We start from the raw sequence: 23,546 nt of genomic DNA, 5'->3' as shown, positions 1-23,546 counted from the left end.
CTTCCCTCCTGCTCCATGTGGCGCGGCTAGCGCGCCTGCAGATATGCCGCCACGCGGTCTTTCAAGCCGGGCGCCGATGCCGAGCGCACCAGCCGCGCCAGGTCGATATCCGGCGCTTCCTGCGACAGGGCCGCATAAAGCTGCGCGCGGCTCTCGTCCGTCAGGGCGGCGGCCGTCTCCAATGCCTGCTCGCCGATCTGCGCCCATTCCTGGGGCGGCGCAAGCCGGCTGGCGAATCCGTCGCGCAAGGCGTCTTCGGCGTTGAACGTCGCGGCCTGTTCAAGAATCGTGCGCGCACGCTCCGCGCCGACCAGCGCCGCAAAGCGACGCGTGCCCAGCACCAGCCCGAATTTCAGGCCCGGCATGCGGAACGTCGCGTCCGGCGCGCCGATGCGCCACTTGCAGGCGCCGAACACGTCGACGCCCGCGCCGAAATTGCGGCCGTGCGCGAGCGCCACCGTGAGGCACGGCGATGCCGCCAGCCGCTGCAGCAGGGTTTCGATGCGCACGAAGCGCAGCAGCAGGTCGCCTTCGCTCTGTGACTGCCAGTCGCCGAAGTCAAAGCCCGCGCTGAAGTTCTTGCCTTCGCCCTGCAGCACGATGACCTTGGCGCGCTGCGCCTCGGCCTCGTCCAGCGCTGCGATCAGGGCCTCGACCAGGTCCGCCGACAGCGCGTTCATTTTCTCGGGCCGCGCCAGCGTCAACACATGCCGCGGCCCCTGGCGGTCGATACGCAGGACGCCGCTCATGCCGCCGCTCCCTTGGCGGCGGCGCGCAGCGGTCCCAGCACATCGTCGTTGTGCTCGCCCAGCGCGGGGGGACGGCGCCGCAACGCCGTGGTTTCGCCATCGAATCGCACCGGCAGCCCGAAAGTGCGGGTCTGCACGCCATTGGGCAATTCCAGCGGCTGCACCCAGCCCATGTGCTCGACCTGCGGATCGGCCAGCACTTCCGAATAGGTATTGATCGGCGCGCACGGCACGCCGGCCGCGCGAAAGCGCGCCAGCCACGCTTGCGCATCGTCTTCGGCGAAGATGGCCTCCAGGATGTCACGCAGCGCGGTCTGATTGCGCGCGCGCGCGCTGGTGTCCGTGAAGCGCGGATCCGCCAGCAGGTCATCGCGTCCCACCGTCGCGCATACGGCCTTCCATAGCGCCTGGTTGCCCGCGGCCATGCCGAAGTAGCCGTTCTTGCAGCGAAACGCCTGGTACGGCGCGTTGCGCGGATGCGCCGAACCCAGCTTGACCGGGTCCTTGCCGCTGCCAAAGAACTCGGACGTCTGCAAGGCCGCGATGCCCAGCGTGGCGCCCAGCATCGGCACGTCGATGTGCGTGCCCTGGCCGCTGGCCTGGGCCGCGCGCAGCGCCGACGCGATGGCGAAGGCGCCGTACAGTCCCGCCGAAAAGTCCGCCAGCGGCACGCCGCATTTGACGGGCTCTCCGCCGGGCTCGCCAGTCACGCTCATGATGCCGCTCATGGCCTGGATGGTGAGGTCGAAGCCGCCTTCCTGCGCGCGCGGACCCGACTGGCCGTAGGCCGAGATCGAGCAGTACACCAGCCTGGGATTGGCCTCGCGCAACTGGACATAGCCCAGGCCCAGGCGGTCCATCACGCCCGGGCGGTTGTTCTCGATGAGCACGTCGGCGCGCAGCGCCAGTTCACGCGCGAGGGCGAGATCGCCGGGGTCTTTCAGGTTCAACGTCACGGACCGCTTGTTGCGGTTGAGCGAGGCGAAGTTTTCGCTGTAGCCGTCGGAAATGGGCGGCCAGCTGCGCAGCGTGTCGCCGCCCTCCGGGTTTTCCACCTTGATCACGTCCGCGCCCATGTCCGCCAACAACATGCCGCAAAAGGGTCCCGCTGCAACGTTGCAAATCTCCAGCACCGTGATGCCGGCCAGCGCCGAACTGGGTGTCATGTCTGACCTCTCGTTATGAAAATTCAATATTTGGGATGCGAAAAACAATCTAAGTATCGACGATGAAGGATGGCATGATCCAGCCCTGTGAGGGCAAGAACCGGCATTTCCTGGCGTTTTCCTAGTGCAATCCCTTAGTCCATCGGTTAATTGTTGACCAGCATAGCACCGTGTGGAATTCTAGGTAAACCATTTATTGGAATCTCAATCCTATATTTTAGGATTTATAAAAAGGACCGCAGCACGGCCTCCCCGTCCCAGGAAAAGGCCCACGCATGCCGGCCCGCCCCACCGAGGAGACTTGCATGAAACTGTTTTGGCGTATTGCCCTGGCCAGCACGGTGCTGGCGCTGGGAGCCCAACCGGCGGCCGCCGACACCTGGCCCACGAAACCGGTGCGCATGGTGGTCCCGTTTCCGCCGGGCGGCGCGACCGACGCCGCGGCGCGCATCTACGCGCAGCACCTGGGTGACTATCTGGGCCAGAGCGTCGTGGTGGAAAACAAGGCGGGCGCGGGCGGCGAAATCGGCGCGGAGTTCGTCGCCAAGTCGGCCGGCGACGGCTACACGCTGCTGATGGGCGCGGTGGGCAGCCATGCCATCCACGCGGCCATGCCCGACAAGCCAGGCTACGATTTCGGCACCGCCTTTGTCGGCGTGTCGATGGCCACCAGCATGCCGATGGCCGTGGCGGTGAACAGCAGCAAAATCCCGGCCAAGAACGTGCAGGAGCTGATCGCGCTCGCCAAGAGCAAGCCCGGGTCGATCACGTTCGGATCGGCCGGCCCCGGCACCTCGCAGCACATGGCGGGGGAACTCTTCCAGGCGGTGACCGGCACGCGGCTCATGCACGTGCCGTATCGCGGCAGCGGGCCGGCCATCACGGATCTTTTGGGCGGCCAGATCGATATGGTCATCGAAACGCTGCCCGCGCTGCTGCCGCAGGTGGCCAGCGGCAAGATCCGCCTGCTGGGCGTCACGACCGCCAAGCGCGCCACGGCCCTGCCCGACCTGCCCACGCTGATGGAACAGGGCGTGAAGGATTACTCGGTTGCCACCACCTACGCCCTGCTCGCGCCGGCGGGCACGCCGCCCGCGGTCGTCGACAAGTTGTCGGACGGCATGCGCAAGGCCGCCGCGATGGATTCCGTGCAGCAGGCCGCGTTGAAGCTGGGTGCGGACGCCATCGCCACCTCGCCCGCCGACACCAGCCGCATGCTCAAGCAGGAGGTCGCGCGATGGGCGGACGTGGTGCGCCTGTCGGCGGCGAAATGATGCCGGCCCCCTCGGCGGGCCGGCAGGCCGCAACCGACCTGGCCATCGTGGGCGGTGGCTCGGTCGGCGTCAGCTTCCTGTATCAGTTCCTGCTGGCGCTCCAGGCGGCGCCGGGCGCGGGCGCGTTGACGATCCACCTTTTCGAGCCCCAGCCCGAGCCCGGCCCGGGCGCCGCCTACCAGGACGACCTGCGCAGCAACCTGCTCAACATCCCCGCGGGCAACATGTCGGCGCGCGCAGACCGCAGGCTGGACTTCGTCGACTGGCTGCGTGAACAGGATCCGGGCTGGCTCGCGGGGTACGGCGTCGGGTCCATCGACCCCGCGGACTTCCTGCCCCGGCCGCTGTTCGGCGCCTACATGCGCGCGGTTTACACGCGCTGCCGCCAGCTTGCGCCGGCGCTGGGCGCGACCCTGTCGCACTTGCCCAGCCGTGTCGGCCGCGTGGCGCCCCTGGCCGACGGACGCGTGCGCGTCGAACCCGAAGCTGGCACGCCGCTGCTGGCGCGCCGCGTCGTGCTGTGCAACGGCAATCTGCCGTCGCAGGCATTCCCCTCGCTGGAAGACGCGCCCGGCTATTTCAACAGCCCGTATCCGGTTTGCACCCTGACGGCCGGCATCGCGCCCGATGCGTCGGTGTGCGTCGTCGGCACCAGCCTGAGCGCGGTGGACGCCGTGGCGGCGCTGCAGCAGGCCGGCCACCGCGGCCCCATTCTGTGCGCCTCGCGCAATGGGCGCCTGCCTTCGGTGCGCAGCCCGCACAACCGCGCGCCCGACGTCCTGCAGCGCCTGAGCCGCGACGGCGCGGTGGCGCTGGCCGCCCGCCACGGCGGCGCGCTGACCCTGGACGTCGTCTGGCAGGCGCTGCGGGACGAGGTGCTGGCGCTGAACGGATCGCTGGAAGACGCTGACCTGCTCGGACCGGACCGCGATGCGCGGTCCGCGCTCGATGAGGAAATCCAGCGCTCGGCCGCGGCGCCGCGGCCGTGGCAGGCGGTGGCGGCGGCCACCAATGCTGCGGTGGACCAGATCTGGCATCTGATCCCGGATGGCGAACGGCGCCGTTTCCAGTCGCAGTGGCGATCGCTCTGGATGGCGCGCCGTGCGACCTTCCCGATGCGCAACGCGCTGAAGCTGCAGGCCCTGTTCGGCACGGGCCAGCTCGCTATTGCCGAGGGCTATTGCGACAGCGTCCACGACGCCGCTAGCGGCCTTTTCGTCACGCGCCTGCGCACGCCGCGCGGCCAGGTCGAACATCGCAGCCGTTATCTCATCAACGCGACCAGCTTCTCGGTGGATGCGCAGCGTACGCAAGATCCGCTCGTGTCCGGCCTGCTACGCGAGGGGCATGCCCAGGCCGATCCTCACGGCGGGCTGGCGCTCGACTACGGCACCGGCTGCGTCAAAAATGCCAGCGGCCGGGTCCAGGCAGGCCTTTCCGTATTGGGCAGCCTGGCCGGCGGCACCTACTTCTGGACCACGTCCATGGACGTGAATGCCCGCCTGGCGCGCGACCAGGCCGTGCGTATCGCGGCCGACCTGCGCGCCGCGCCCGCTACTGATCCAGAAAGCCCCGGCGATATCCCATCCCCTGCGAAATGGACTGCGCACAGGCCGCCACATCCGGCGCAAGCTGCTTCATCCTAGCGGCGCTCAGGCGGTCCAGCGGGCCCGAGATGCCGACCGCCGCCACGGGCTGGTCCAGACTGTTGAACACGGTCACGGCCAGCCCGCCCACCCCTTCGCGCCATTCGCCGCGATTGACCGCGTAGCCCGCGCGGGCAATCTTGCGCAGTTCGTCCTTCAACAAGGCCATGGACACGATGGTGGACGGCGTGTGGCGGACCATCTGGTCCTCATAGCGTTCGACGTAGCCTTCGACCTGATAGGCCAGCAGCGCCTTGCCAGTCGCCACCGCGTAAGCGGGCGCGCGCCCGCCCACCATGGAATACGCGCGGATGGGCTGCGGGCTGTCGATCTTGTCCACGTAGACCACATCAAAGCCGTCCAGCACCGACAGGTGCACGGTTTCGCCGGTCTGGTCCGCCAGCGTGCGCATGTGCGGCGCGGCCAGCTTGCGCACGTCCAGTTGCGCCAGTTGCCGCGCCGCCAGTTCGAACAGGCGCACGGCGCCGCGATAGCCGCCGCCGTCATCGTCCTTGATGACATAGCCTGCGTGGATCAGCGTCTGCAAGGTGCGGTGCGTATTGCTGCGCGTCAGCCCCACCCGCGCGGCCAGCGCATCGATGGTGCGCGGCGGATTGTCCACATCGGTCACCGCTTCCAACACCATCAGGCCTTTGAGCAGCGTCTTGTCCATTCGTGATTTTTCCTAATATTTAGGACGCGAACATAGCATGAGACGCGGCGCGGGAACAGCGCTTTCATGGCTGCCCGGCGCTACCCCAGCGCGGCGCGGACCGCGGCGGACCTGTCCCACAAATTGGGCAGCGTGGCCGACGAGTAGCCGGAGACAAAGGGCTTGGCCTGTCCGGTTTCCACATCGAAGACGTGGCGCGACACGGCCCCGATATTGCCGCCATACAGATGCACGCTGATGGAGACCCGGTCGGGATAGGCATTGGAAACGCGATGAATGTCGCCCTCGGCCGGAGACAGGCGCTCGACGTCGCCGGGCCGCAAGGTCGTGGGCTCTCCTGCGGGGGCCAGCCGGCCGTCGGCGGCGCGCACGTAACGCTGATTGATCTCGGCCCCGCGCAGCATGCCCACGTAGCCCCAGACCTCGTGATCGTGCACCGGCGTGAACTGGCCCGGCCCCCAGACGAAGCTCACCAGCGAAAAACGCTCCAGCGGATCGCAATGCAGCAGGTATTGCTGGTAGTACTGCGGGTGCGGCACGGTACAGGCCTCGGGCAGCCAGTCATCGTGGCCCACCAGGTCGGCGAAGGCGGCGGCAAGCTCGGGGGTCTGAGCCAGCGCCTGCGGCGAGGCCAACCGCGTCGCGATGGCGATAAAGCTGCGCAGCCGTTCCAGGCCGGTGATCGATTCGGGCATTGCACATCTCCAAGGCGGATTGAAATCCCAGATTGAAATCCCAGATTGAAAAAGCAGTATCCACCATTCAGGACGCAGACGCACGCGCCGCCCCACTCATGGCCCGGGAAATGGCCACAAGCCGCCCTTGACAGGTCCTTGGCGGGACGGGCAGCGTAATGGACTGTCTGCAAGGTTGGAAATGAAAAACACGCATCACGATATTGCTCCAGCGTTGGCGCAGGCGCTGCGCGCCGCGCGGCGCGTCGTCGTCTTCACGGGCGCGGGGGTGTCCGCCGAAAGCGGCATCGCCACCTTCCGCGACGCCCTGACGGGCCTGTGGTCGCGCTTCGACGCCCAGGCGCTGGCCACGCCCGAGGCCTTCCGCGAGCATCCCGACATCGTGTGGGGCTGGTACGAATGGCGCCGCGCGCAGGTCCTGCGCGCCGCGCCCAACGCCGCCCACCATGCCATCGCGGCCCTCGCGCACCACGTGCCGGAACTGGCCGTCATCACCCAGAACGTGGACGACCTGCACGAACGCGCCGGCAGCCAGGACGTCACGCATCTGCATGGCAGCCTGCATGCGCCCCGCTGTTCGCGCTGCGCCGCGCCCCAGGCCTTCGCCTCGCCCACGCCCGACGAGCCCGACGCCGGCCGGCGCATCGCCCCGCCCCTGTGCGCCGCATGCGGCGCGCCCGTGCGGCCGGGCGTCGTGTGGTTCGGAGAAAGTCTGCCTGCCCAGGCATGGCGCGATGCCACGCTTGCCGCGCAGCAGTGCGACCTGCTGTTCAGCATAGGCACCTCGTCCCTGGTGTACCCCGCCGCCGAACTGCCCCGCCTGGCGCTGGCCGGCGGCGCCAAGATCGTGCAGGTCAACCCCGCCGCCACGCCGCTGGACGCGCTGGCGCATCACAACCTGCGCGGCGCCGCCGCCGACGTGATGCCCCGGGTGCTCGCGGCCGCGTTCTCCGCGGGGATGGCGCCGCCGGCGTCCGGCCAAGGCGAGGTTTCGTGAGGATCCGGCCAGGCACTGGCACCGTGTGATGACACGGCGCGACAGTCGAGGGGAAACCCCAAATCTCACCATCGCACCAGGGCGATACAGTGGTGTAATGGGTTTCGATTGTGGAGATGATCATTCCGTTTTCCTGGAGACTTCCTGACGTCTTCGTACGTTCGCCGGACGGGGTGCTGCACCGTGTTGTGCGCCATGCCACGACGACGGAAACCATCGCCCAGCTTGAAGGCATGCCCAGCAATACTCACCTGGATTGCGAATGCAAGCTCGACAACGGCGAAACCCTTTGCTGGATAGGCAATGACAGATACCGCCAACTGAACGGCGGCGCGATTTTCATTGCCGTTTCGGCAAACACGACACCCCGGGGCGACGCGCGCAAGCGCGGCGACGCCTTGGGCCAAGAAAAGCCGGCGAGCGCACCGCCCCCCTTGCGCAAGCAGCTTGCCGGGGCGCAAGCGCATCTGCCGCCTGCTGTAGTCAATCTGAAAACCGGCAACGATTGGAGCCTGATACGAGCCTGGCGTGAGCATCTGAACATCAGCACCGCGGACATGGCGGCGCGGCTGGGCGTGGATCACTCCATCTATATCGAATTGGAACGGCCGCGCCCGCGGCCCCGGCAGGTCATCCTTGACCGCGTGTCGGAGGCACTGGGCGTATCGCCAGACCAGCTAGATGATTCATTGTTTGGAGGACACTTTCATTAGCGCAGCGCGCAGCGCATGCCATCGCGCCTGTGCCATGAATTGTTCAAACGACTTTGGCGCCGACACCTGACGGCCCGCGCATGGAGGTATTGAATATGCTCGGCACCGCAAGACGATTGACCGACGTGCTCGCCACATCGCCGGATGGCACGTTGTATCGCATTGAACGCTTCGTTTCCGACCCATGCGCGTATTCCGCCCTGGGAACGCCACGCTTCGACCCAAAAACGCATTGCATCTGCCGCACCAGTTCCGGCGAAAAAGTCACGTGGCTGGGCGGACAGACCTACCAGCTCCTCAAATCCGGCACTTCCCTGACGGCGGTGGACCGACGACGCATTTGATGGTTGCCGGACAAAAGAAAAGCGGCTTGATGAAATTCATCAAGCCGCTATTCATGTACGCATGACTGCGATTTTTTGACACCACGCGGTATTGGCGTGATCTCGAATAAGTTGGCGCGCCCGGCAGGATTCGAACCTACGACCCCCTGGTTCGTAGCCAGGTACTCTATCCAGCTGAGCTACGGGCGCCCCGAAAGAGGCGTGTTTATAACACGAAAAAACCAAGCCATGCAAATCGCCCCGCCTGAATTGGCCCTTGCGGCGCATCACGACCCCGCGCTTGCGCCAGGTCAATGAAACGCATGGACGCCGCGCAGTACCCTGAACGCAAGAAGAACACGTCAGGCAGACAGCATGGCCAAGAAGTTTCCCCTGCACCCCAAGCACCCCGAACGCATCTGCTGGGGCTGCGACCGATACTGCTCAACCGATTCCATGGCCTGCGGCAACGGCTCCGGGCGCACGATGCATCCGGCGGAGTCGCTGGGGGAAGATTGGTATTTGTTTGGAGACTGGGGATTCGACGACGAGAAAGACGAGGCGCGGGTTCTCGGAGAACAAGCCTCCACGTAAATACCTGCGCCTCGCCTCTGGACTTTTTTTCAGGGGCGCATCGACATTGGCAGGCTTCGCGTTTAATTCGTGAAGACGAAGCGGTAGCAGACTGCCCGACCTCAGACCTCCTCAATTTTGGGTATGCGGACGCAGGGGATAGTGGAATATAAATCGCTGCACCTGGGCAGCTAAATGATCCCGCTCTCCCGATCTTGTACCGACAGCCGGTGCCTGAGGTGGCGCGACGTTCTAGTGCGACCTGGTTCCATTCGATTGGCTATCAACCGGAGGCATCGCCATGCCCACAAAAATCCGGACAGGCTCCGCCACAACGTCGAAAGCACCCAGCGGCGATACCGACTGGGCCAAATTGGAAGATGCGCTACTAAACCTCAGTACACGCGACAAGCGGGGCCCCGAGACTTCGAAGGTGCTGGAGGGCTTTGATGAAGCCGAGCTCCAGGTGCTGCGCCGCCTCGCCATGCGGTCGCAGGTTGAGCGGTCACGCGCTTCTCCGCGCGGCAATGTCGTATTCCTGCATGGCATCACGGGATCAGATCTGGCAGTCACGGAAAACGGCGACCAAGATAATATCTGGATCAACTTCGCGCGCCTGATCTTCGGACGCATTCGCGATCTGAAGCTGCACGCCGATGGCGACCGTGAAGAAAATCCACGCCTGAAGGTCGCCGCCACACGTATCAACAAGCGTTATTACGCTCGAATCATGGTGGCGCTACGCGCTCGCTGGAACGCAGAATCCTTTGCGTATGACTGGCGCAAGGACATTGACACCTCGGCCGATGAGCTCGCCGGTCTAATCCGAGCGCGATTTTCTGGCCAGCCGGTGCACCTGGTTGCGCATTCCATGGGAGGGCTCGTGTCGCGCAACATGATCCGACGCCATTCCAAGCTGTGGGACGAAATGCGCGGCGCGGACCTCTCGGCGGGCGGAAGGCTGATCATGCTGGGCACGCCCAACTACGGTTCCTTTGCAATCGTGCAAGCCATGACAGGCGAAGATCGGATGATGGGGCTGCTGGAGAAGGTGGACCAGAAGCACGACATGTCGCAGCTTCTCACCATCACCAATTCCTTTCTTGGCAGCTACCAGTTACTGCCCGCGCCGTCGAAACTGCCACCAGCCCTCAACGATCTATATCTGGCGGGTTCGTGGTCCGAAGACGCTCATATCTCGCAATCACATTTAGACCGCGCCCACCGGTTCTACGAAGACTTGGAAGCGAGCCCAACCATCGATCCCGCCCGAATGATCTATGTCGCTGGCTGCCGTCAGCCAACCATAGAATCGATGACCATCGACGGTCGCGGCGACTTCGAGTACACACTATCGCGGGACGGCGACGGTCGCGTACCGCATTCGCTGGGGTTGCTGGAGGATGTACCCACCTACTACGTCGACGAGGTGCACGGCGATCTGGCGCGCAACGAAAAAATACTGACGTCACTCGACGACTTGCTGGAGACGGGTTCTACACGGAGCCTGGATACGAAACCGCTGCCCGCTCTTGAGCGCAACGTGCCCAGCATGCGCGAATATCGCAGCGCAAGCGACCAAGTGCTTATGGACAATTTGTCCCAAATCGCGGTCGCTGCGCAGCAGCGAGGCGAATCTGCGAAGCTGCCCCGCGAAGACTTGGAGCTATGTGAGGACGCATTGATCCGTGCCGCCTTGGGCAGCGGCCGGAGCTCGACCCCGGTCAAATTGTCGGGCGAAGTCCAGCAGGCTGCTGTCCGAGACAGAATGGCACTGCAGGTCAGGATCCACCGGGGCGACATCTGCGAGATCAAAACGCCGTTGATATGTGTTGGCCACTACCGCGGATTGACGCCGGTGCACGGTTTAGGCGCCATCGATGCTCGGCTTGAAGGCTGGATTTCGCGAGCGGTTCGACAGGGCATGATAGGCGGCTCGCTCGGCGAAACTTTCTACGTCCCCGGTGCCGGACGCATCGGCGCTGGCGGATTGGTCATTGCAGGGATGGGGGAATTCGGTACGTTCAATGAAGATCGTCTGCGCATTCTTATGACTAATGTCGCCATGGGAGCCAGCGCTTTAGGCATCGAGAACTTTGCCACACTCCTGGTCGGCTCCGGCGAGGGCAACCTGGGACTGGATAAAGTACTGCGCGGGCTGCTGAACGGTATCGGCGTTGGTCTCTCAAACCTGCACGACCAGACAGGCAAACTTCCTAGCCTCAAGAGCGTGACTATTGTGGAACACGACGCCGCGCGCTACGTGGAACTTACGAAAGACCTTGAGAAGCTCAGTGACGAAAATGCACTTCCGAACGTGCTCCTTCAACTGCACAAGCCAACCGCGAATGAAATGGCCAGCGCTCGGAAAGCGGCGACCACGCAACGGAACAGTAATGGCTCCAGGATGAACGGCGCAAAGGCGGCACAGCCGACGTTTGACGAGCTTCGGATTACCGTCGAATCCCCCAACGAGGGCCGAGATACTTATCGCTTTTCAGCCATCGCACAGAATTCGGTCGTTCCCGTGCGTGAAGTGGAAGTCAACGCCGATGTCGTGCGACGAACAGCCGATGCGCTGCGCACGTCTCACTCTCCGATCGAACAACAGAAGTACGGTCGACTGCTGTACGACTATCTGCTGCCAGAAGACTTTCACGACCTGATTCAGATCGATTCGCAGATGCGCCTGATCGTCGACCGCGCCACCGCGTCGGTCCCCTGGGAGATGGCCTGCTTCGAAACACGTTCCGGTGGTGGCGTGCGGTGGCTCGGATTGGATCATAAGCTCTCTCGTCAGTTTCGCAGCCTCCTAACCCAGCCGCCGGGCACGACGCCTCCGCTGAACCAGCACCTGAAGGTACTTGTGATAGCCGACCCAGCTGAAGAACGGGAGTTGCAATTGCCGTTCGCCCGCATGGAAGGCCGCCGTGTCGTGGACCTCCTGCGGCGCATGAATCGGGCTGACTTGCGTATCGACGTCGAGAGCCGCATCGGCTTCAGAGACTGCGACATGGTCGAGATCCTCGCCCTGGTCCTCGTTGGGGGATTCGATGTCGTGCACTTCGCCGGGCATGGCGACTATGACGCAGCTAACCCGATGAAGTCGGGCTGGATCTTTGGCCGGGACCAAGTGCTGACAGCGCGGGATATATTCCGCGCGCGACGGGTACCACGGCTGATTTTCGCGAATGCGTGCTTTTCCGGCGTGATCCGCGATGGCTACGCCCATGCTTCGGACGAACGGGACAAGGGGCTTGCATCCATCGCGCAAGCATTCTTCGAACGCGGCGTGCCCAACTTCATCGGATCCGGCTGGCCTATCAGCGATCAGCAGGCAGCAGACTTTGCGGAGACGTTCTATAAGAATGCGCTGGGCGAAGCCCCTCGCCTTTTGGATGCACTAACAGCGGCGCGCCAGCAAATTTTTAACCAGGGTAGAGGCGCGACGTGGGGCGCGTACCAACACTACGGCAACCCCGATGACCGACTGTTCAGGGAACCGACATAGGGCGCGCCAAAAAAGCAAAACAAAAAGGCCTTCGATGCAAGATCAAAGGCCTTTTCATTTTCTTTGCGGTTAGTGGCGCGCCCGGCAGGATTCGAACCTACGACCCCCTGGTTCGTAGCCAGGTACTCTATCCAGCTGAGCTACGGGCGCTCCGGCAAAGAGGCAAAATTATATCAGAATAATCGTGCCGTTGCTTTTACTACGATTGCTTTTTACTACCACTGCTTTTTACTACCACTGCATTCGCATCTTTCAATGCATTTGCAATGCATTTGAAATTTTTGGCGCGCCCGGCAGGATTCGAACCTACGACCCCCTGGTTCGTAGCCAGGTACTCTATCCAGCTGAGCTACGGGCGCTTGAAAAAGCAAGCCTTGAATAATAGCGTTGTTTCCAAAGATGCGCAAGTCAGGAAGGCTTGCCCCATCGTGGCGTACAGCTTGCCGACAGCGGATCGTCACACCGATAGCACCTTCCCTCTTTAGCCTAGCGGCCGTTACCGATGCCGGCTGTCATCCGGCGTTTCCGTGACGCAATGACAGTGCGCCACGTCATCCGCTAGCCAAAGAGACTTCCACATGTCCGACAAAGACAAACGCCCTGGAGAACCTTCCCAGGAAACCACGGGTGCAACGCCGTCCGTGCGCGCCACCCGCCGCGGGTTTCTGACCGGCATTGCCGCGCTGGGCGCCAGCGCGGCCGCCATGGGCGCGCTTCCCGGCTGCTCCAACGACAATGACGATGACGACGACAGTTCCGCCGCGCCCGCTCCCGCGCCAGAACCCGCCCCCGCGCCGGACCTGACCGCGCAACTGCGCGAGAACGTGAAAACGCTGGTCGTAATCTTTGCCGAGAACCGCAGCTTCAACAACCTGTTCGCCAATTTCCCCGGCGTGGAAAAGCCCCTGTCCGCGCTGACGCCGGCCGATTACACGCAGCTCGACCGCGACGGCACGCCGCTGCCCGTACTGCCGCCCGTCTGGAATGGCATGGTGCCTACCGCGCAGCAAGCCAATCACATCACCTACCAGGTCGACCAGGCCGCGGCCTACATGAACAACCTGCCCAACGCGCCCTTCGCGCTGCTGGGACCGCAAGGCGAACCCCTGCCCCAGGGCCTGGTCACGCGCGATCTCTGGCACGTGTTCTACCAGAACCAGATGCAGATCAATGGCGGCAAGAACGACAAGTTCGTCGCCTGGGCCGATTCGGGCGCGCTGGTGATGGGCCATTACAGCGACGCCGCGTACAACTTGCGGTTGTGGAAGCTGGCTCAGGAATTCGTGCTGTGCGACAACTTCTTCCAGGGCGCCTTCGGCGGCTCTTTCCTGAACCACCAGTATCTGGTGGCGGCACGCCCGCCCTTCTACCCTGACGCGGCCGACTCGGTCGCCAAGACCCAGATCGCACAGCTGCAGAGCGCCGACCCCACGGACCCTCGCCTCGCGCCCAAGCCTGCATCGCCGGCCAGCGCGCTCGCGGGCATTCCCCAATTCGGCGCAAGCGCGCTCACGCCCGACGGTTACGGCGTCAATACCATGGCCCCGCCCTACTGGCCGTCGTTCAGCCGCGACGCGACCGACCCGACGCTGGCTGATCCCACCAGTCCGCAGACCATGGTGCCGCAGTCGCACGCCAACATTGGCGATCTCATGAGCGCCAAAGGGCTGGATTGGGCCTGGTACGCGGGAGGCTGGCAGGCCGCCGTGGATTCCACGGCCAGCACTGGCTTTCCGTCTTCGCCCAATTTCCAGGCCCATCACCAGCCATTCAACTATTTCAAGAGCACCGCGCCGGGCACGGCCGCGCGCACGGCCCACATACGCGACGGCGGCCTGGGCGACCTCAACACCACCAACGAATTCCTGGCCGACGCCGAAGCCGGCGTCCTGCCCCCGCTGACCTTCTACAAGCCGCAGGGAAACCTGAACATGCATGCCGGCTACGCGGACGTGGACTCGGGCGACCGCCACATCGCGCACATCGTCGACAGCCTCAAGAAAAGCCCGCAGTGGGAAAACATGGTGGTGGTGATCACCGTCGACGAGAATGGCGGCTGGTGGGATCACGTCGCGCCTCCGCAGGGCGACCGCTGGGGGCCGGGCACGCGCGTACCGGCGATCATCGCGTCGCCGTTCGCCAGGAAGGGCACGGTGGACCACACCATCTACGACACGGGCTCCATCCTGCGCCTTGCCACGCGGCTCTTCGATCTGCCCCTGCTGGAAGGGCTGAAAACACGCGACGACGCCATGGCCGCGCGCGGTCAGACGCCGATGGGCGACTTGACCCATGCACTGACCTTCGGCGCCTGACGGCCCCGGGCGGGGGCATGCGAAAATCGGGCATCGATACACCGGGGCGATTTTCGTGAACCACCTGCTCGCCGGGCTGGACAAGCTGCATGATTTCGACGAAATCATCGACGTGCGCACGCCGATGGAATACGCCGACGATCACATCCCGGGCGCCTGCAACGCGCCCGTCCTCAGCAACGAGGAGCGCGTGCTGATCGGCACGATGTACAAGCAGGTCTCGCCCTTCGAGGCGGCGCGCGCGGGCGCCGCCCTCGTCGCGCGCAACATCGCGCGCCACCTGGAGACCACCTTCGCCGACCGCCCGCAGCGCTGGCGCCCGCTGGTGTACTGCTGGCGCGGCGGCAAGCGTTCCGGGTCCATGACGCTGATGTTCAACATGATCGGCTGGCGCGCCCGGCAACTGGACGGCGGCTACAAGCAATATCGCCGCGCCACGCTGGACGCGCTGCAGACGCTGCCGCGCGCCCTGCGCTATGTGGTGCTGACCGGTCCCACCGGCAGCGGCAAGACGCGCCTGCTGCACGCGCTGCGGCAAGCCGGCGCGCAGACGCTGGACCTGGAGGAACTGGCCGCCCACCGCGGCTCGCTGCTGGGCGCATTGCCCGACGCGCAGCAGCCCTCGCAAAAGCGCTTCGATACGCTGCTCGCGGCCCGGCTGCGCGAGTTCGACGCGCACCGCCCCGTGTATGTGGAAGCGGAAAGCCGCAAGATCGGCGCGCTGGAGCTCCCGGCAGCGTTGCTGCAGGCCATGCACCAGGGAGAATGCATCGACGTGCGTTGCAGCCGCGACGATCGCACGCGCTTTCTGCAGCAGGACTACGCGCGGCTCTTCGACAATCCGGACTGGCTCAAGGCGCAATTGCAGCGCATGGTGGGCCTGCACAGCCGCGACACCATCCAAGGCTGGATCGCGCTGGTCGATGAGGGCCGGCGCGAAGACCTGGCGCGCGAACTCATCGACCGACATTACGACCCCGCCTATGCGCGCAGTTCACGCTCGCACTTCACGGGCCTGACGCAGGCGATGCGCGTGGACTTCCGCCCCAATGATGAAGACATCGCAGACCAGGCGCTTGCCCTGATACACCGGCGGCAATGAGGGCCGCGCAACGGCTAGACGCCTTGTGCCACCCACACACCGGCCGGCATGTCGACGACCTCGCAATCGACCTGCGGCCCCTTGCGCTCCAGCACCACGAAGTCGCCTGCCGCCAGCGCCAGCAAGGGGTGGTGCCACACATCCGGCGCCAGCGTGATCCCGCAACTGCCGTCCGCCAGAAACGCCTTGAGGGTGGACATGTTGGGCCTGTCCGCGCCCAACGCCACCAGCACAACGAACGGCGTGCCCATCATGGGCACGAAGGTCTGGCTGCCCACGCGATGACGCTCCATCATCTTCATCTCGAAAGGCAGCGCGCCGGCCAGGGCGCGGAACACGCTGAGCGAAGGCCGCCCGCCCTCGCGCAGGATATCGGGCTCGGGCATGTCCACGCGCAACGTCGTGCCCGCATTGATCTCGCAGCCATCGCGGCCGGCGCTGGTGATGACCGAGCCATAGGGCGCAAACGCGTCGGGCGTGAGCACGTTCAGGAGCAAGGGGTTGTGCGGCATGGGAATGGCGGCGTTGAGCGTTCGGGTGATCCGCCCGGTGTGATTGGAATCGCGCATCAGGATCGCGCGGCGGAATCCTGTACGGTAGCCGCCATGGCGGCGGACCAGCAAGCGCGCGTATTCCCCAAGGCGGCACACGGAAAACAAAAAACCCGCAGAGCAATTAGCTATGCGGGTCTTGAGGCAACCTTGGTTCACTGGTGCAAGTGTCTTTGGCGGAGACGGTGTCAACAGTACTATTTATATAAATACTTGATTTCATTGTTTTTTCCATGTTCTGAAAAAAATAATACCAGCACATATACCAGCAGGTTTGGCGGAATACATGATCCGGGCTGCGGAGGCATCCATGTTTCCGAATTCCCGCCTGCCCCCTTCCCGGTGCGTCGTAGGTGCGTCGTTTTGCGTCACCCGCCAAGCCCCATCAGCGGCCCGCAGAGGCACGCCAACGCTGGCGCCAGGGGGTGATGCATGGCCGAGTCTTTTCTCGCTCATTTAGCGCGCAGGCGCGGAGGGGGGAGAACTGCGCGCCAGACCCTCGCACCAGCCAGAATGCTGTATATTTATACAGTATTCCGAGGTGCTGCATGGATTTCTTCGACCGCCCCCCGCCCGCACCATTGCCGGCGGCCCGCATACGCGAGCTGTACGCCCGCAATCCGACCGCCGAGGCCTGCGCCTTGGCTTGGGAGATTTGGCGCCTGCAACGGGTCATCGTGGCCCTGGACGCGGGCTTGCGCAGCGCCGGCGGATTGCGGCATCGGCAGGACATCATCGACCGCGTGGCCGAGCTGCAGGCATATGTCGCGGGCGAACCCTGTTTGAATGAGGCGCTGGCTATCAAGCCAGGCGCCAGGCGCGGAGGCCAGCGGTAAGGCCTAAGGGCCTGGGAAAAAAAAGCCCCGCATGAGCGGGGCTATGGGGCACGCGACGGCGGCTTACTCGCCGCCCTCGCCTGGGATGATGTACGGCTTGAACCTGACCACCTCCTGGCCGATCCATTCGTTAATTTCCATGAACTTGGCCTGCAACGGCTCCAGCTCGTTGCGCGCGAAAACCTTGGCCGCCGATATCGGCGTGCCGAATCCGCCCGAGTTCGACGGCACCAGGCCCATCAACTGCGGCGGCACGCGGTGCGCGGCCAGCACGTCATCCCGCGACACGTTCTTGATGTTGAAGAAATCGTCACGCGCGGCCACCTCGCTGACCGGAATAATCTGCAGGCCGTCCTTCTTGCCGCCAGGCGCATATACAAACAGGTTGCGGAAGTTGCCCGGCCCCTTGGCTTCCTTCATCGCCTTGCGGATGTCGGTCACATAGGTTTCATCCTGCAGCGGATCTGTGACGTACATCACGAAGCCCGCATGACTGCCATTCAGGTAGTACTTGCGGCGGAACAGCGTCGCCGATTCGTTGAGCCATGCCGAGTTGAGGGCCGCCAGATACTCGGGCAGACCATAGATTTCCTGATTGATGTCTGGCTGCATCAGGTGGCAAATCGTCCCGTCCTGAAACTGATGTTCCTGGCCTGCGCTGGGGATGAAGTAGTACCGTCCCGGTTCCACGCCCCGCCGCGTGTACTTCGCCAGCGCGTGGCGCGTGCCCAGCAGCTTGCCTGTCACGCTATCCAGACGCTCCGCGTAGGCGTTGCCGAACGTCAGGAAGTCCACGGCCATCTTTAGGCAGGTCTCGCGCCGGAATGCCGAATGCGGCTCAAGCGTGGACGCCAGAATGTTGGCCTTGAAGTAGATGGCAGAACTATGGTGCGGACTCGCCCGGAACGTCTTGGACAGCCCGCCGAAGTGAACAGGCGGTTCATACCACCGGCCGTTTCGCCAGCATTCCAGGTAGTCCAGGATTTCGCGCCGGTCCAACACCGGCACGGGATCGCCAAAAGAGAACGCCTCGACCTGGGCAGGCGCGGCGGCCGGCTGCGTATCGGGCGCGGTAAAGCTGTCGCGCTGTTTGCGTTTGCGTGTCATCCAAATAGCTCCATAAAGCCTTTGCTGGCGCCGGCGGCGCCTCCCAATGGTTCCCAATCCAGCGCATGCATGAGCGCCCAGGCGAGGTCCGCGTGTCCTGTCTCACTCGCGCGGCCGGCGTCATAGGTGACGCTGCGCCCGCTCGCGGTCATCGTCTTTCGTATCGCCATAAGGGATTGCGCCAAGTCTGTCGCGCCCGCATCGAACTCCAGCCGCTTGTTGCGGATCACGTCGCCCGCCTTGAGCACCAGGCGTCCCTTGACCTCGGGCGAGTAGCTGTAGGCGCGTGCGGCCGGGAAAAACTGTTTGACCAGCTGATAGACGCCCTGGCCCATGCCGGTGGCGTCGATGCCGATGTACGCGACGGCGTACCGTTCCGTGATTTCTTTGATCTTCTTGGCCTGCGCGGCAAAGTCCATGCCGCGAAACTGATGATGTTCCAGCACGCGAAACTTTCCGCCAGGCGTGCGCGGCGCGGCCAGCACAACACAGCCGGCCGAATCGCCGGTAAGCGATGGGTCATAGCCCACCAGTACCGGGAAGTGCCCGTATGGCCGCAACAAGAACTTCTGCACGTCGACCCATTCGACCATCGCATCGACCATGCAGCCCTGCAGCATGGCAAGCGGGAAGATGGACGCCGTATCGTCAATGAATCCGCACATAAGCAGGTTCTCGAACTGATCCGGGCTGTACTCAAGGCGAAGCTCTTCGATGTCGAAGAGGTTGCAGCCGCCCGCCTCCGCGTCCAGGATGGTGACGATCTGCCGCCAGATACGGTCATCGCAGCGGTGGCCATTCTTCAGGATCGAGTGCGCCAGCTCGATGGCGACCTGATCGCGCTTGGCGCGTCGCTTGTTGAATACCTCACCCGTCCACAGTGGATACGCTTCGTGCGCCATGCTCGACGGCGTGGAGAAGTACGTTTTGCGCCACTGCTTATGCAGCGCCATGCCGCTGGCCACCTTGTTCAACTCGCCGAACTTGGGCACCCAGAAGAACTCATCGAAATAAAAGTTGCCGTGATAGCTCTGCGCGGTCCGCGCGTTCGTACCCAAGAAGTACAGATGTGCGCCATTTGGCAACACGATGGGATCGCCTTTCAGGTCCACGTCCGCGGCCTCGCGTGCGAACTGGATGATGTATTGCTTGAAGACGTGCGCCTGCGCCTTCGACGCGGAAAGAAAAATCTGATTCCGGCCGGTCTCTATCGCATCTATCAGGGCCTCACGGGCGAAGTACCAGGTTGCGCCAATCTGCCTGGACTTGAGGATCATGCGCGTTCGCTGATCGCCGTTGCGTAACCACACCTTCTGGTAGTCGAAAAGCGAATCGCGGAACGCCTGGGAGAGCTTTACCGCCTGGTCATCGCTGATCGCGTTGCGCTCTGGCTTGCGCTTAGGCGCCGCATTGCGCCGCTCGATGTTGGGGTTGAGGGTCGATTCGCGTCCGTCCTCGTCGTACTTGCGAACGCGGGCAGTTTTCTCCAACTGTCGCCCGAGCAGGTCTATTTCCTTGAAGTCGCGGCCATCCTTTTCCGTCTTGGCGATGAGGGTACATAGGCGCGCCTCCAGCGCCGATTCCACGCGCTCGACGGGGGAGGCGGCGTCCCATGCGTCGCGGGTCTTCCAGCTATGAACCGTCGTGCGCTTTTCGCCCAGGTGACGTGCGATGGACGAGATGCGCCAGCCCTGCCAGTAAAGGTCACGGGCAACGCGGCGCGGGTCGGTGTGGTCGGTCAATTGCAACATGCCGCCATCCTGCCGGGGTTCTCCGCGCGCGCGTGAGGCCTGGTCTTCTGGAAGGCGGTTCTACAAGCTTCGCGCGTTGAGCGCACAGTCCGGCGGGGCCAGTATGGCAACACCCGAACACCACCCACCGAGCACACCCTTATGGATAAAACCCGCTGGTTTACCGTGGCCACCGAAGGCCAGACCACCGATGGCCGCAACATCCTGCGCGCCTGGTTGGAACAAATCGCCGAGACCTACAACCGCGAGACCTACGGCGCCCGCATCTGGATGGAACACATTCGCGGCCTGGTGCCCGAAAGCCCGTTCAAGGCCTACGGCGACGTGCTGGCGGTTCGCACGCAGGAAAACAGCGCCGGCAAGTTGGAACTGCAGGCGCAGCTCGACCCCACGCCCGAGCTGGTGGCCATGACCAAGGGCCGTCAGAAAATCTACACGTCCATCGAGCTGCAGGAGAATTTCGCCGGTACGGGCAAGTGCGGCCTGGTCGGCTTGGCCGTGACCGACAGCCCGGCCAGCTTGGGGACCACCATTCTGGAGTTCGCAGCCAAGAACCCGGCCGCCAACCCCTTGGCCAGTCGCAAGCAATCGCCCAGCAACCTTTTCAGCAGCGGGCTGGAAACGGCGCTGGACTTCGACGCCGATCCGATGCCGTCCGACGAAGCCGCGTCTGCGTTCCAGGCTATCGGCGCGTTCTTCCGCGCGCTGCTGCCCGGTCAAACCTCGCAACCGCAGCAACAGGCGCCGCAGCAGCCCGCGCCGGCCTCCTTCACCCCCAGCGACGTAGCTGGGGCATTGCAGGCCTTCGGCGCACTGGAAAAGGCAATCAAGCAATCCACCGACGGCCTGGCGCAATCGGTTTCCCAGCTCGCCGCCGATCTGCAGGAGTTCAAGAAGTCCGCTGCGAGTGCCAAGGACCTTGCGGACCTGCGCGCCGAGCTGGACAAGACTCCCGGCAACTTCAACCGGCGGCCGCAGGCCTCCGGCGGCGCGGACCGCGTGCAGACTGACTGCTGACGCGCATCAATCACAAACCCATCACATCCCATTCATCGGATACCCGACATGCGCAACGAAACCCGCAAGTACTTCAACGAATACCTGGAACGCATCGCCACGCTCAACGGCGTGACGGACGCAACCAAAACCTTCAACGTCGTGCCCGCCGTGCAACAGACGCTCGAAACCAAGATTCAGGAAAGCTCCGACTTCCTGGGCAAGATCAACATGATCGGCGTCACCGAACAGCAGGGCGAAAAGCTGGGCCTGAACCTGTCCGGTCCCATCGCCTCGCGCACGAACACGCAGGAGCGCGACCGCATCCCGCGCGACCTGACCACGATGGACCAGAATGGCTACTTCTGCCGGCATACGGATTTCGATTCGTTCATCAAGTATGCGCAGCTCGACGCCTGGGCGATCTTCCCGGACTTCGAGGCCCGTATCCGTGACCTGCTGATCCAGCGTCAGGCGCTCGACCGCATCATGATCGGTTTCAACGGTACGAGTGTCGCCGCCAACACCGATCCGGCCGCCAATGCGCTGCTGCAGGACGTGAACAAGGGTTGGCTGCAAAAAATGCGCGAGAGCGCCGAAGAGCGTGTCATGGCCGATGGCAAGACGGCCGGCAAGGTGCAAGTTGGCGCCGCGGGCGATTACAAGAACCTTGACGCGCTGGTGTACGACGCCGTCACGCTGCTGGACCCGTGGCACCGTGAAAACTCCCAGCTCGTCGCCATCGTTGGCCGGGGCCTGATGCACGACAAGTACTTCCCGCTGGTCAACCAGGACAGCCGCGCCACCGACACGCTCGCCGCTGACCTCATCATCAGCCAGAAGCGGATCGGCGGCCTGGCGGCGGTGCAGGCCCCGTTCTTCCCGGAAAAAAAGGTACTCATCACCTCGCTGGACAACCTTTCCCTCTACTGGCAAATCGGCGCGCGCCGTCGTCACGTCGAAGAGAACGCCAAGCGCAGCCGCGTGGACACCTACGAAAGCTCCAATGACGACTACGTGGTGGAGGACATGGGCCTGGCCGCGCTGGTCGAAAACATCGAGCTGGTGGAAGCCTGACGATGACCAGCCCCGCTCAACGACACCGCACGCGGGTGCTGGCCGCCAAGGCGAACGCGGCCGATGGCGCCGCGCCCGCCGTGGTGGGCGGCATTTTCGGCCAGATGATGGCCAAGCTCACCCTGGACCGGCGCCGCCTGCACGATATCCAGTCCGTAGAGCGCAAGGTTGCGCTCAAGCGCGAGCTGGTTCCGGAGTACCGGGACTATCTGGACGGTGTGCTGAGCGGCGACACCGGCCAGCAGGACGAGGTACTGGCCACGCTGATGGTGTGGCAATTCGATATCGGCGACTTCGCGCGCGGCCTGACGCTGGCCGACTACGTGATGAGACACGGCTTGGCGCTACCTGAACGCCTCAAGCGCAACACGGCCACGCTGCTGCTGGACGAAGTGGCCGGCGCCATTGCTCGCGGCGCTGTCCCCAAGCATGACGAAGCCATGCAACTGCTGCAGGAGGTAGCGCGCTTGGTGGATGGCCAGGACGCGCCCGACCAGGCCCGCGCCAAGCTTCACCTGGCCATCGGCAAAACCTTGGCCGAGCAAGCGGGCGACGAGCCGCGCGGCGCGCTACTGGACATGGCGCGCGCCGCCGTCGCGCAGCTGCGCCGTGCAGTGGACCTACACAGCGGAGTCGGCTGCAAGAAGCTTATCGAGCAGCTGGAACGCAAGATCAAGAACGCCGGCCAGGCCGGCTAACCGAGTGCCCCAAAGCGCACGGCGGCGCGGGCGGAAGGCTGGTCCCTGACCTGCTGGATGCCCGCCCACCGCCGACCTGACAAGCCTACGCCATGAGCTTCATCGCCCCAGCCCCCGCTACCCGCACCGTCCCGCCCCAGGTCATCCCCAATGATGGCTTTTTCCCGGACATCCAGCTGGACGCCGCCCGCCAGGCGCTGCGCCTTGATGGAACCGTGACCGATGAGCGCCTGCGCTTTGCCCTGGTGGGCGCGCTGCTGGAGACCGGCAACAGCCTGGCCGCGTGGAAGGCGGCCCAGATGGCGCGCGGTCATGAGAACTTGGCCGCCGTGCCGGCTGACCAGGTGGATGGCAAGAGCCGCTTGCAGCACGCTTACATCCGGGCCGTCTACAGCCTGGCCAAGGCGGACCTCATCGAGCGCATGACCGACTATGACACGACGGCCGCCGGTCAGAAGCGCGCCGAGTGGCTTAGCGAGGCGTCCGACGATCACCGCCGCAACGCGCGCTTTGCCATCGCGGATGTGATGGCGGCCTCGCGCGCCGTGGTGGAGCTGATCTGATGCTGGTGCGCGCACTCCAAGGCGACACCGTGGATGCGCTGTGCTGGCGGCACCTGGGCACAACCCGCGATGTGGTCGAACAAACCTACGAACTCAATCCCGGCCTGGCCGATCTGGGCGCGGTGCTGCCGCATGGCCAGGTTGTGACGCTGCCGGAAAGCACCCCTCAACCATCGGCGGCCCCTGCCGTCAAACTTTGGGATTGATCCAATGGCCGAACCATCGACCGT

The 23,546-nt window shown here is 64.3% G+C and carries 22 protein-coding genes and 3 tRNA genes; 15 read left to right on the top strand and 10 right to left on the bottom strand.

Annotated features, from left to right (window positions below; all coding sequences use genetic code 11):
• Positions 1-26: 26 nt before the first annotated feature.
• Both ACZ50Q_RS09650 and ACZ50Q_RS09645 read right to left on the bottom strand, forming a co-directional pair.
• Entirely contained in the window at positions 27-749 is a 723-nt protein-coding gene (locus ACZ50Q_RS09650; RefSeq protein ID WP_464081334.1) for an enoyl-CoA hydratase/isomerase family protein, read from the bottom strand.
• The gene (locus ACZ50Q_RS09645; protein ID WP_464081333.1) at positions 746-1,915 is read right to left on the bottom strand and encodes a CaiB/BaiF CoA transferase family protein; all 1,170 of its coding nucleotides are present in this window, start codon (positions 1,913-1,915) and stop codon (positions 746-748) included. The genes ACZ50Q_RS09650 and ACZ50Q_RS09645 overlap by 4 nt, the downstream gene beginning before the upstream one ends.
• A 305-nt stretch (positions 1,916-2,220) precedes the next feature.
• On the opposite strand from ACZ50Q_RS09645, the gene ACZ50Q_RS09640 reads away from it, so the two are divergent.
• Both ACZ50Q_RS09640 and ACZ50Q_RS09635 read left to right on the top strand, forming a co-directional pair.
• Positions 2,221-3,189, top strand: coding sequence for a Bug family tripartite tricarboxylate transporter substrate binding protein (locus ACZ50Q_RS09640; protein ID WP_464081332.1), 969 nt, complete (start codon positions 2,221-2,223; stop codon positions 3,187-3,189).
• Positions 3,186-4,835 (top strand): FAD/NAD(P)-binding protein, encoded by a 1,650-nt coding sequence (locus ACZ50Q_RS09635; RefSeq protein WP_464081331.1) that lies wholly within the window; start codon positions 3,186-3,188, stop codon positions 4,833-4,835. The genes ACZ50Q_RS09640 and ACZ50Q_RS09635 overlap by 4 nt, the downstream gene beginning before the upstream one ends.
• Here the strand turns inward: ACZ50Q_RS09635 and ACZ50Q_RS09630 are convergent.
• Both ACZ50Q_RS09630 and ACZ50Q_RS09625 read right to left on the bottom strand, forming a co-directional pair.
• Positions 4,744-5,508: an IclR family transcriptional regulator gene (locus ACZ50Q_RS09630; protein ID WP_464081330.1), complete on the bottom strand. Its 765-nt coding sequence runs from the start codon at positions 5,506-5,508 to the stop codon at positions 4,744-4,746. The genes ACZ50Q_RS09635 and ACZ50Q_RS09630 overlap by 92 nt on opposite strands.
• An 80-nt stretch (positions 5,509-5,588) precedes the next feature.
• Positions 5,589-6,203, bottom strand: a complete 615-nt coding sequence (locus ACZ50Q_RS09625; RefSeq protein WP_464081329.1) for a cysteine dioxygenase family protein — start codon at positions 6,201-6,203, stop codon at positions 5,589-5,591.
• A 181-nt stretch (positions 6,204-6,384) separates the two neighbouring features.
• Here ACZ50Q_RS09625 and ACZ50Q_RS09620 point away from each other — a divergent pair, with 181 nt between their 5' ends.
• The 3 genes from ACZ50Q_RS09620 to ACZ50Q_RS09610 all read left to right on the top strand — a co-directional run bounded on the left by ACZ50Q_RS09620 (position 6,385) and on the right by ACZ50Q_RS09610 (position 8,257).
• Complete coding sequence (locus ACZ50Q_RS09620) at positions 6,385-7,200, top strand: NAD-dependent protein deacylase (RefSeq protein ID WP_464081328.1); 816 nt, start codon at positions 6,385-6,387, stop codon at positions 7,198-7,200.
• A gap of 110 nt (positions 7,201-7,310) precedes the next feature.
• Positions 7,311-7,913, top strand: coding sequence for a helix-turn-helix domain-containing protein (locus tag ACZ50Q_RS09615; protein WP_076520059.1), 603 nt, complete (start codon positions 7,311-7,313; stop codon positions 7,911-7,913).
• Between the two features lie 95 nt (positions 7,914-8,008).
• Positions 8,009-8,257, top strand: a complete 249-nt coding sequence (locus tag ACZ50Q_RS09610; RefSeq protein ID WP_172805879.1) for a hypothetical protein — start codon at positions 8,009-8,011, stop codon at positions 8,255-8,257.
• A gap of 112 nt (positions 8,258-8,369) precedes the next feature.
• Here ACZ50Q_RS09610 and ACZ50Q_RS09605 read toward each other — a convergent pair.
• A tRNA-Arg gene (locus ACZ50Q_RS09605) sits at positions 8,370-8,446 on the bottom strand.
• A 165-nt stretch (positions 8,447-8,611) separates the two neighbouring features.
• On the opposite strand from ACZ50Q_RS09605, the gene ACZ50Q_RS09600 reads away from it, so the two are divergent.
• Together ACZ50Q_RS09600 and ACZ50Q_RS09595 are read left to right on the top strand one after the other, a co-directional pair.
• Positions 8,612-8,830, top strand: a complete 219-nt coding sequence (locus tag ACZ50Q_RS09600) for a DUF3079 domain-containing protein (RefSeq protein WP_464081327.1) — start codon at positions 8,612-8,614, stop codon at positions 8,828-8,830.
• Between the two features lie 280 nt (positions 8,831-9,110).
• Positions 9,111-12,320 carry a CHAT domain-containing protein gene (locus tag ACZ50Q_RS09595; protein ID WP_464081326.1) on the top strand — a complete coding sequence of 1,070 codons (3,210 nt, stop codon included), beginning with the start codon at positions 9,111-9,113 and terminating at the stop codon, positions 12,318-12,320.
• 73 nt (positions 12,321-12,393) lie between these two features.
• On the opposite strand, the gene ACZ50Q_RS09590 is transcribed toward ACZ50Q_RS09595, so the two are convergent.
• Both ACZ50Q_RS09590 and ACZ50Q_RS09585 read right to left on the bottom strand, forming a co-directional pair.
• Positions 12,394-12,470, bottom strand: a tRNA-Arg gene (locus tag ACZ50Q_RS09590).
• Positions 12,471-12,602: 132 nt separating this feature from the next.
• A tRNA-Arg gene (locus ACZ50Q_RS09585) sits at positions 12,603-12,679 on the bottom strand.
• A gap of 219 nt (positions 12,680-12,898) precedes the next feature.
• On the opposite strand from ACZ50Q_RS09585, the gene acpA reads away from it, so the two are divergent.
• A complete protein-coding gene (gene acpA, locus ACZ50Q_RS09580) occupies positions 12,899-14,635 on the top strand; it encodes an acid phosphatase (RefSeq protein ID WP_464081325.1) in 1,737 nt (578 codons plus the stop codon).
• Between the two features lie 55 nt (positions 14,636-14,690).
• The gene (mnmH, locus tag ACZ50Q_RS09575) at positions 14,691-15,737 is read left to right on the top strand and encodes a tRNA 2-selenouridine(34) synthase MnmH (protein ID WP_464081324.1); all 1,047 of its coding nucleotides are present in this window, start codon (positions 14,691-14,693) and stop codon (positions 15,735-15,737) included.
• Between the two features lie 14 nt (positions 15,738-15,751).
• On the opposite strand, the gene ACZ50Q_RS09570 is transcribed toward mnmH, so the two are convergent.
• Positions 15,752-16,306, bottom strand: a complete 555-nt coding sequence (locus tag ACZ50Q_RS09570) for an ureidoglycolate lyase (RefSeq protein ID WP_464081323.1) — start codon at positions 16,304-16,306, stop codon at positions 15,752-15,754.
• Between the two features lie 530 nt (positions 16,307-16,836).
• On the opposite strand from ACZ50Q_RS09570, the gene ACZ50Q_RS09565 reads away from it, so the two are divergent.
• The gene (locus tag ACZ50Q_RS09565) at positions 16,837-17,124 is read left to right on the top strand and encodes a hypothetical protein (RefSeq protein WP_463094990.1); all 288 of its coding nucleotides are present in this window, start codon (positions 16,837-16,839) and stop codon (positions 17,122-17,124) included.
• A 63-nt stretch (positions 17,125-17,187) separates the two neighbouring features.
• On the opposite strand, the gene ACZ50Q_RS09560 is transcribed toward ACZ50Q_RS09565, so the two are convergent.
• Together ACZ50Q_RS09560 and ACZ50Q_RS09555 are read right to left on the bottom strand one after the other, a co-directional pair.
• The gene (locus ACZ50Q_RS09560) at positions 17,188-18,231 is read right to left on the bottom strand and encodes a phage portal protein (RefSeq protein ID WP_464081975.1); all 1,044 of its coding nucleotides are present in this window, start codon (positions 18,229-18,231) and stop codon (positions 17,188-17,190) included.
• Positions 18,228-19,982, bottom strand: coding sequence for a terminase ATPase subunit family protein (locus ACZ50Q_RS09555; protein WP_464081322.1), 1,755 nt, complete (start codon positions 19,980-19,982; stop codon positions 18,228-18,230). Before ACZ50Q_RS09555 ends, ACZ50Q_RS09560 begins: the two co-directional genes overlap by 4 nt.
• Positions 19,983-20,123: 141 nt before the next feature.
• On the opposite strand from ACZ50Q_RS09555, the gene ACZ50Q_RS09550 reads away from it, so the two are divergent.
• The 5 genes from ACZ50Q_RS09550 (at position 20,124) to ACZ50Q_RS09530 (ending at position 23,522) form a co-directional block, all read left to right on the top strand.
• Positions 20,124-20,999, top strand: a complete 876-nt coding sequence (locus ACZ50Q_RS09550; RefSeq protein ID WP_464081321.1) for a GPO family capsid scaffolding protein — start codon at positions 20,124-20,126, stop codon at positions 20,997-20,999.
• 48 nt (positions 21,000-21,047) lie between these two features.
• On the top strand, positions 21,048-22,055 hold the full coding sequence (locus ACZ50Q_RS09545) for a phage major capsid protein, P2 family (protein ID WP_464081320.1): 1,008 nt from the start codon (positions 21,048-21,050) through the stop codon (positions 22,053-22,055).
• Between the two features lie 2 nt (positions 22,056-22,057).
• The gene (gene gpM / locus ACZ50Q_RS09540) at positions 22,058-22,753 is read left to right on the top strand and encodes a phage terminase small subunit (RefSeq protein ID WP_464081319.1); all 696 of its coding nucleotides are present in this window, start codon (positions 22,058-22,060) and stop codon (positions 22,751-22,753) included.
• Positions 22,754-22,845: 92 nt separating this feature from the next.
• The gene (locus tag ACZ50Q_RS09535) at positions 22,846-23,316 is read left to right on the top strand and encodes a head completion/stabilization protein (protein ID WP_464081318.1); all 471 of its coding nucleotides are present in this window, start codon (positions 22,846-22,848) and stop codon (positions 23,314-23,316) included.
• Positions 23,316-23,522: a tail protein X gene (locus tag ACZ50Q_RS09530; protein WP_223576264.1), complete on the top strand. Its 207-nt coding sequence runs from the start codon at positions 23,316-23,318 to the stop codon at positions 23,520-23,522. The genes ACZ50Q_RS09535 and ACZ50Q_RS09530 overlap by 1 nt, the downstream gene beginning before the upstream one ends.
• Positions 23,523-23,546 lie beyond the last annotated feature (24 nt).

This window comes from Achromobacter sp. T5-5 (genome assembly GCF_055397965.1).
This window is presented reverse-complemented; position numbering and strand designations above follow the sequence as displayed.

Bases quoted from the DNA above. Each gene is read 5' to 3' on its own strand.
- ACZ50Q_RS09530 (WP_223576264.1), top strand. From the start codon at position 23,316: ATGCTGGTGCGCGCACTCCAAGGCGACACCGTGGATGCGCTGTGCTGG.
- ACZ50Q_RS09630 (WP_464081330.1), bottom strand. From the start codon at position 5,508: ATGGACAAGACGCTGCTCAAAGGCCTGATGGTGTTGGAAGCGGTGACC.
- ACZ50Q_RS09625 (WP_464081329.1), bottom strand. From the start codon at position 6,203: ATGCCCGAATCGATCACCGGCCTGGAACGGCTGCGCAGCTTTATCGCC.
- ACZ50Q_RS09600 (WP_464081327.1), top strand. From the start codon at position 8,612: ATGGCCAAGAAGTTTCCCCTGCACCCCAAGCACCCCGAACGCATCTGC.
- ACZ50Q_RS09565 (WP_463094990.1), top strand. From the start codon at position 16,837: ATGGATTTCTTCGACCGCCCCCCGCCCGCACCATTGCCGGCGGCCCGC.
- ACZ50Q_RS09550 (WP_464081321.1), top strand. From the start codon at position 20,124: ATGGATAAAACCCGCTGGTTTACCGTGGCCACCGAAGGCCAGACCACC.
- ACZ50Q_RS09545 (WP_464081320.1), top strand. From the start codon at position 21,048: ATGCGCAACGAAACCCGCAAGTACTTCAACGAATACCTGGAACGCATC.
- ACZ50Q_RS09650 (WP_464081334.1), bottom strand. From the start codon at position 749: ATGAGCGGCGTCCTGCGTATCGACCGCCAGGGGCCGCGGCATGTGTTG.
- ACZ50Q_RS09595 (WP_464081326.1), top strand. From the start codon at position 9,111: ATGCCCACAAAAATCCGGACAGGCTCCGCCACAACGTCGAAAGCACCC.
- ACZ50Q_RS09560 (WP_464081975.1), bottom strand. From the start codon at position 18,231: ATGACACGCAAACGCAAACAGCGCGACAGCTTTACCGCGCCCGATACG.
- ACZ50Q_RS09610 (WP_172805879.1), top strand. From the start codon at position 8,009: ATGCTCGGCACCGCAAGACGATTGACCGACGTGCTCGCCACATCGCCG.
- ACZ50Q_RS09535 (WP_464081318.1), top strand. From the start codon at position 22,846: ATGAGCTTCATCGCCCCAGCCCCCGCTACCCGCACCGTCCCGCCCCAG.
- gpM (WP_464081319.1), top strand. From the start codon at position 22,058: ATGACCAGCCCCGCTCAACGACACCGCACGCGGGTGCTGGCCGCCAAG.
- ACZ50Q_RS09640 (WP_464081332.1), top strand. From the start codon at position 2,221: ATGAAACTGTTTTGGCGTATTGCCCTGGCCAGCACGGTGCTGGCGCTG.
- ACZ50Q_RS09635 (WP_464081331.1), top strand. From the start codon at position 3,186: ATGATGCCGGCCCCCTCGGCGGGCCGGCAGGCCGCAACCGACCTGGCC.
- ACZ50Q_RS09555 (WP_464081322.1), bottom strand. From the start codon at position 19,982: ATGTTGCAATTGACCGACCACACCGACCCGCGCCGCGTTGCCCGTGAC.
- ACZ50Q_RS09570 (WP_464081323.1), bottom strand. From the start codon at position 16,306: ATGCGCGATTCCAATCACACCGGGCGGATCACCCGAACGCTCAACGCC.
- ACZ50Q_RS09645 (WP_464081333.1), bottom strand. From the start codon at position 1,915: ATGACACCCAGTTCGGCGCTGGCCGGCATCACGGTGCTGGAGATTTGC.
- acpA (WP_464081325.1), top strand. From the start codon at position 12,899: ATGTCCGACAAAGACAAACGCCCTGGAGAACCTTCCCAGGAAACCACG.
- ACZ50Q_RS09620 (WP_464081328.1), top strand. From the start codon at position 6,385: ATGAAAAACACGCATCACGATATTGCTCCAGCGTTGGCGCAGGCGCTG.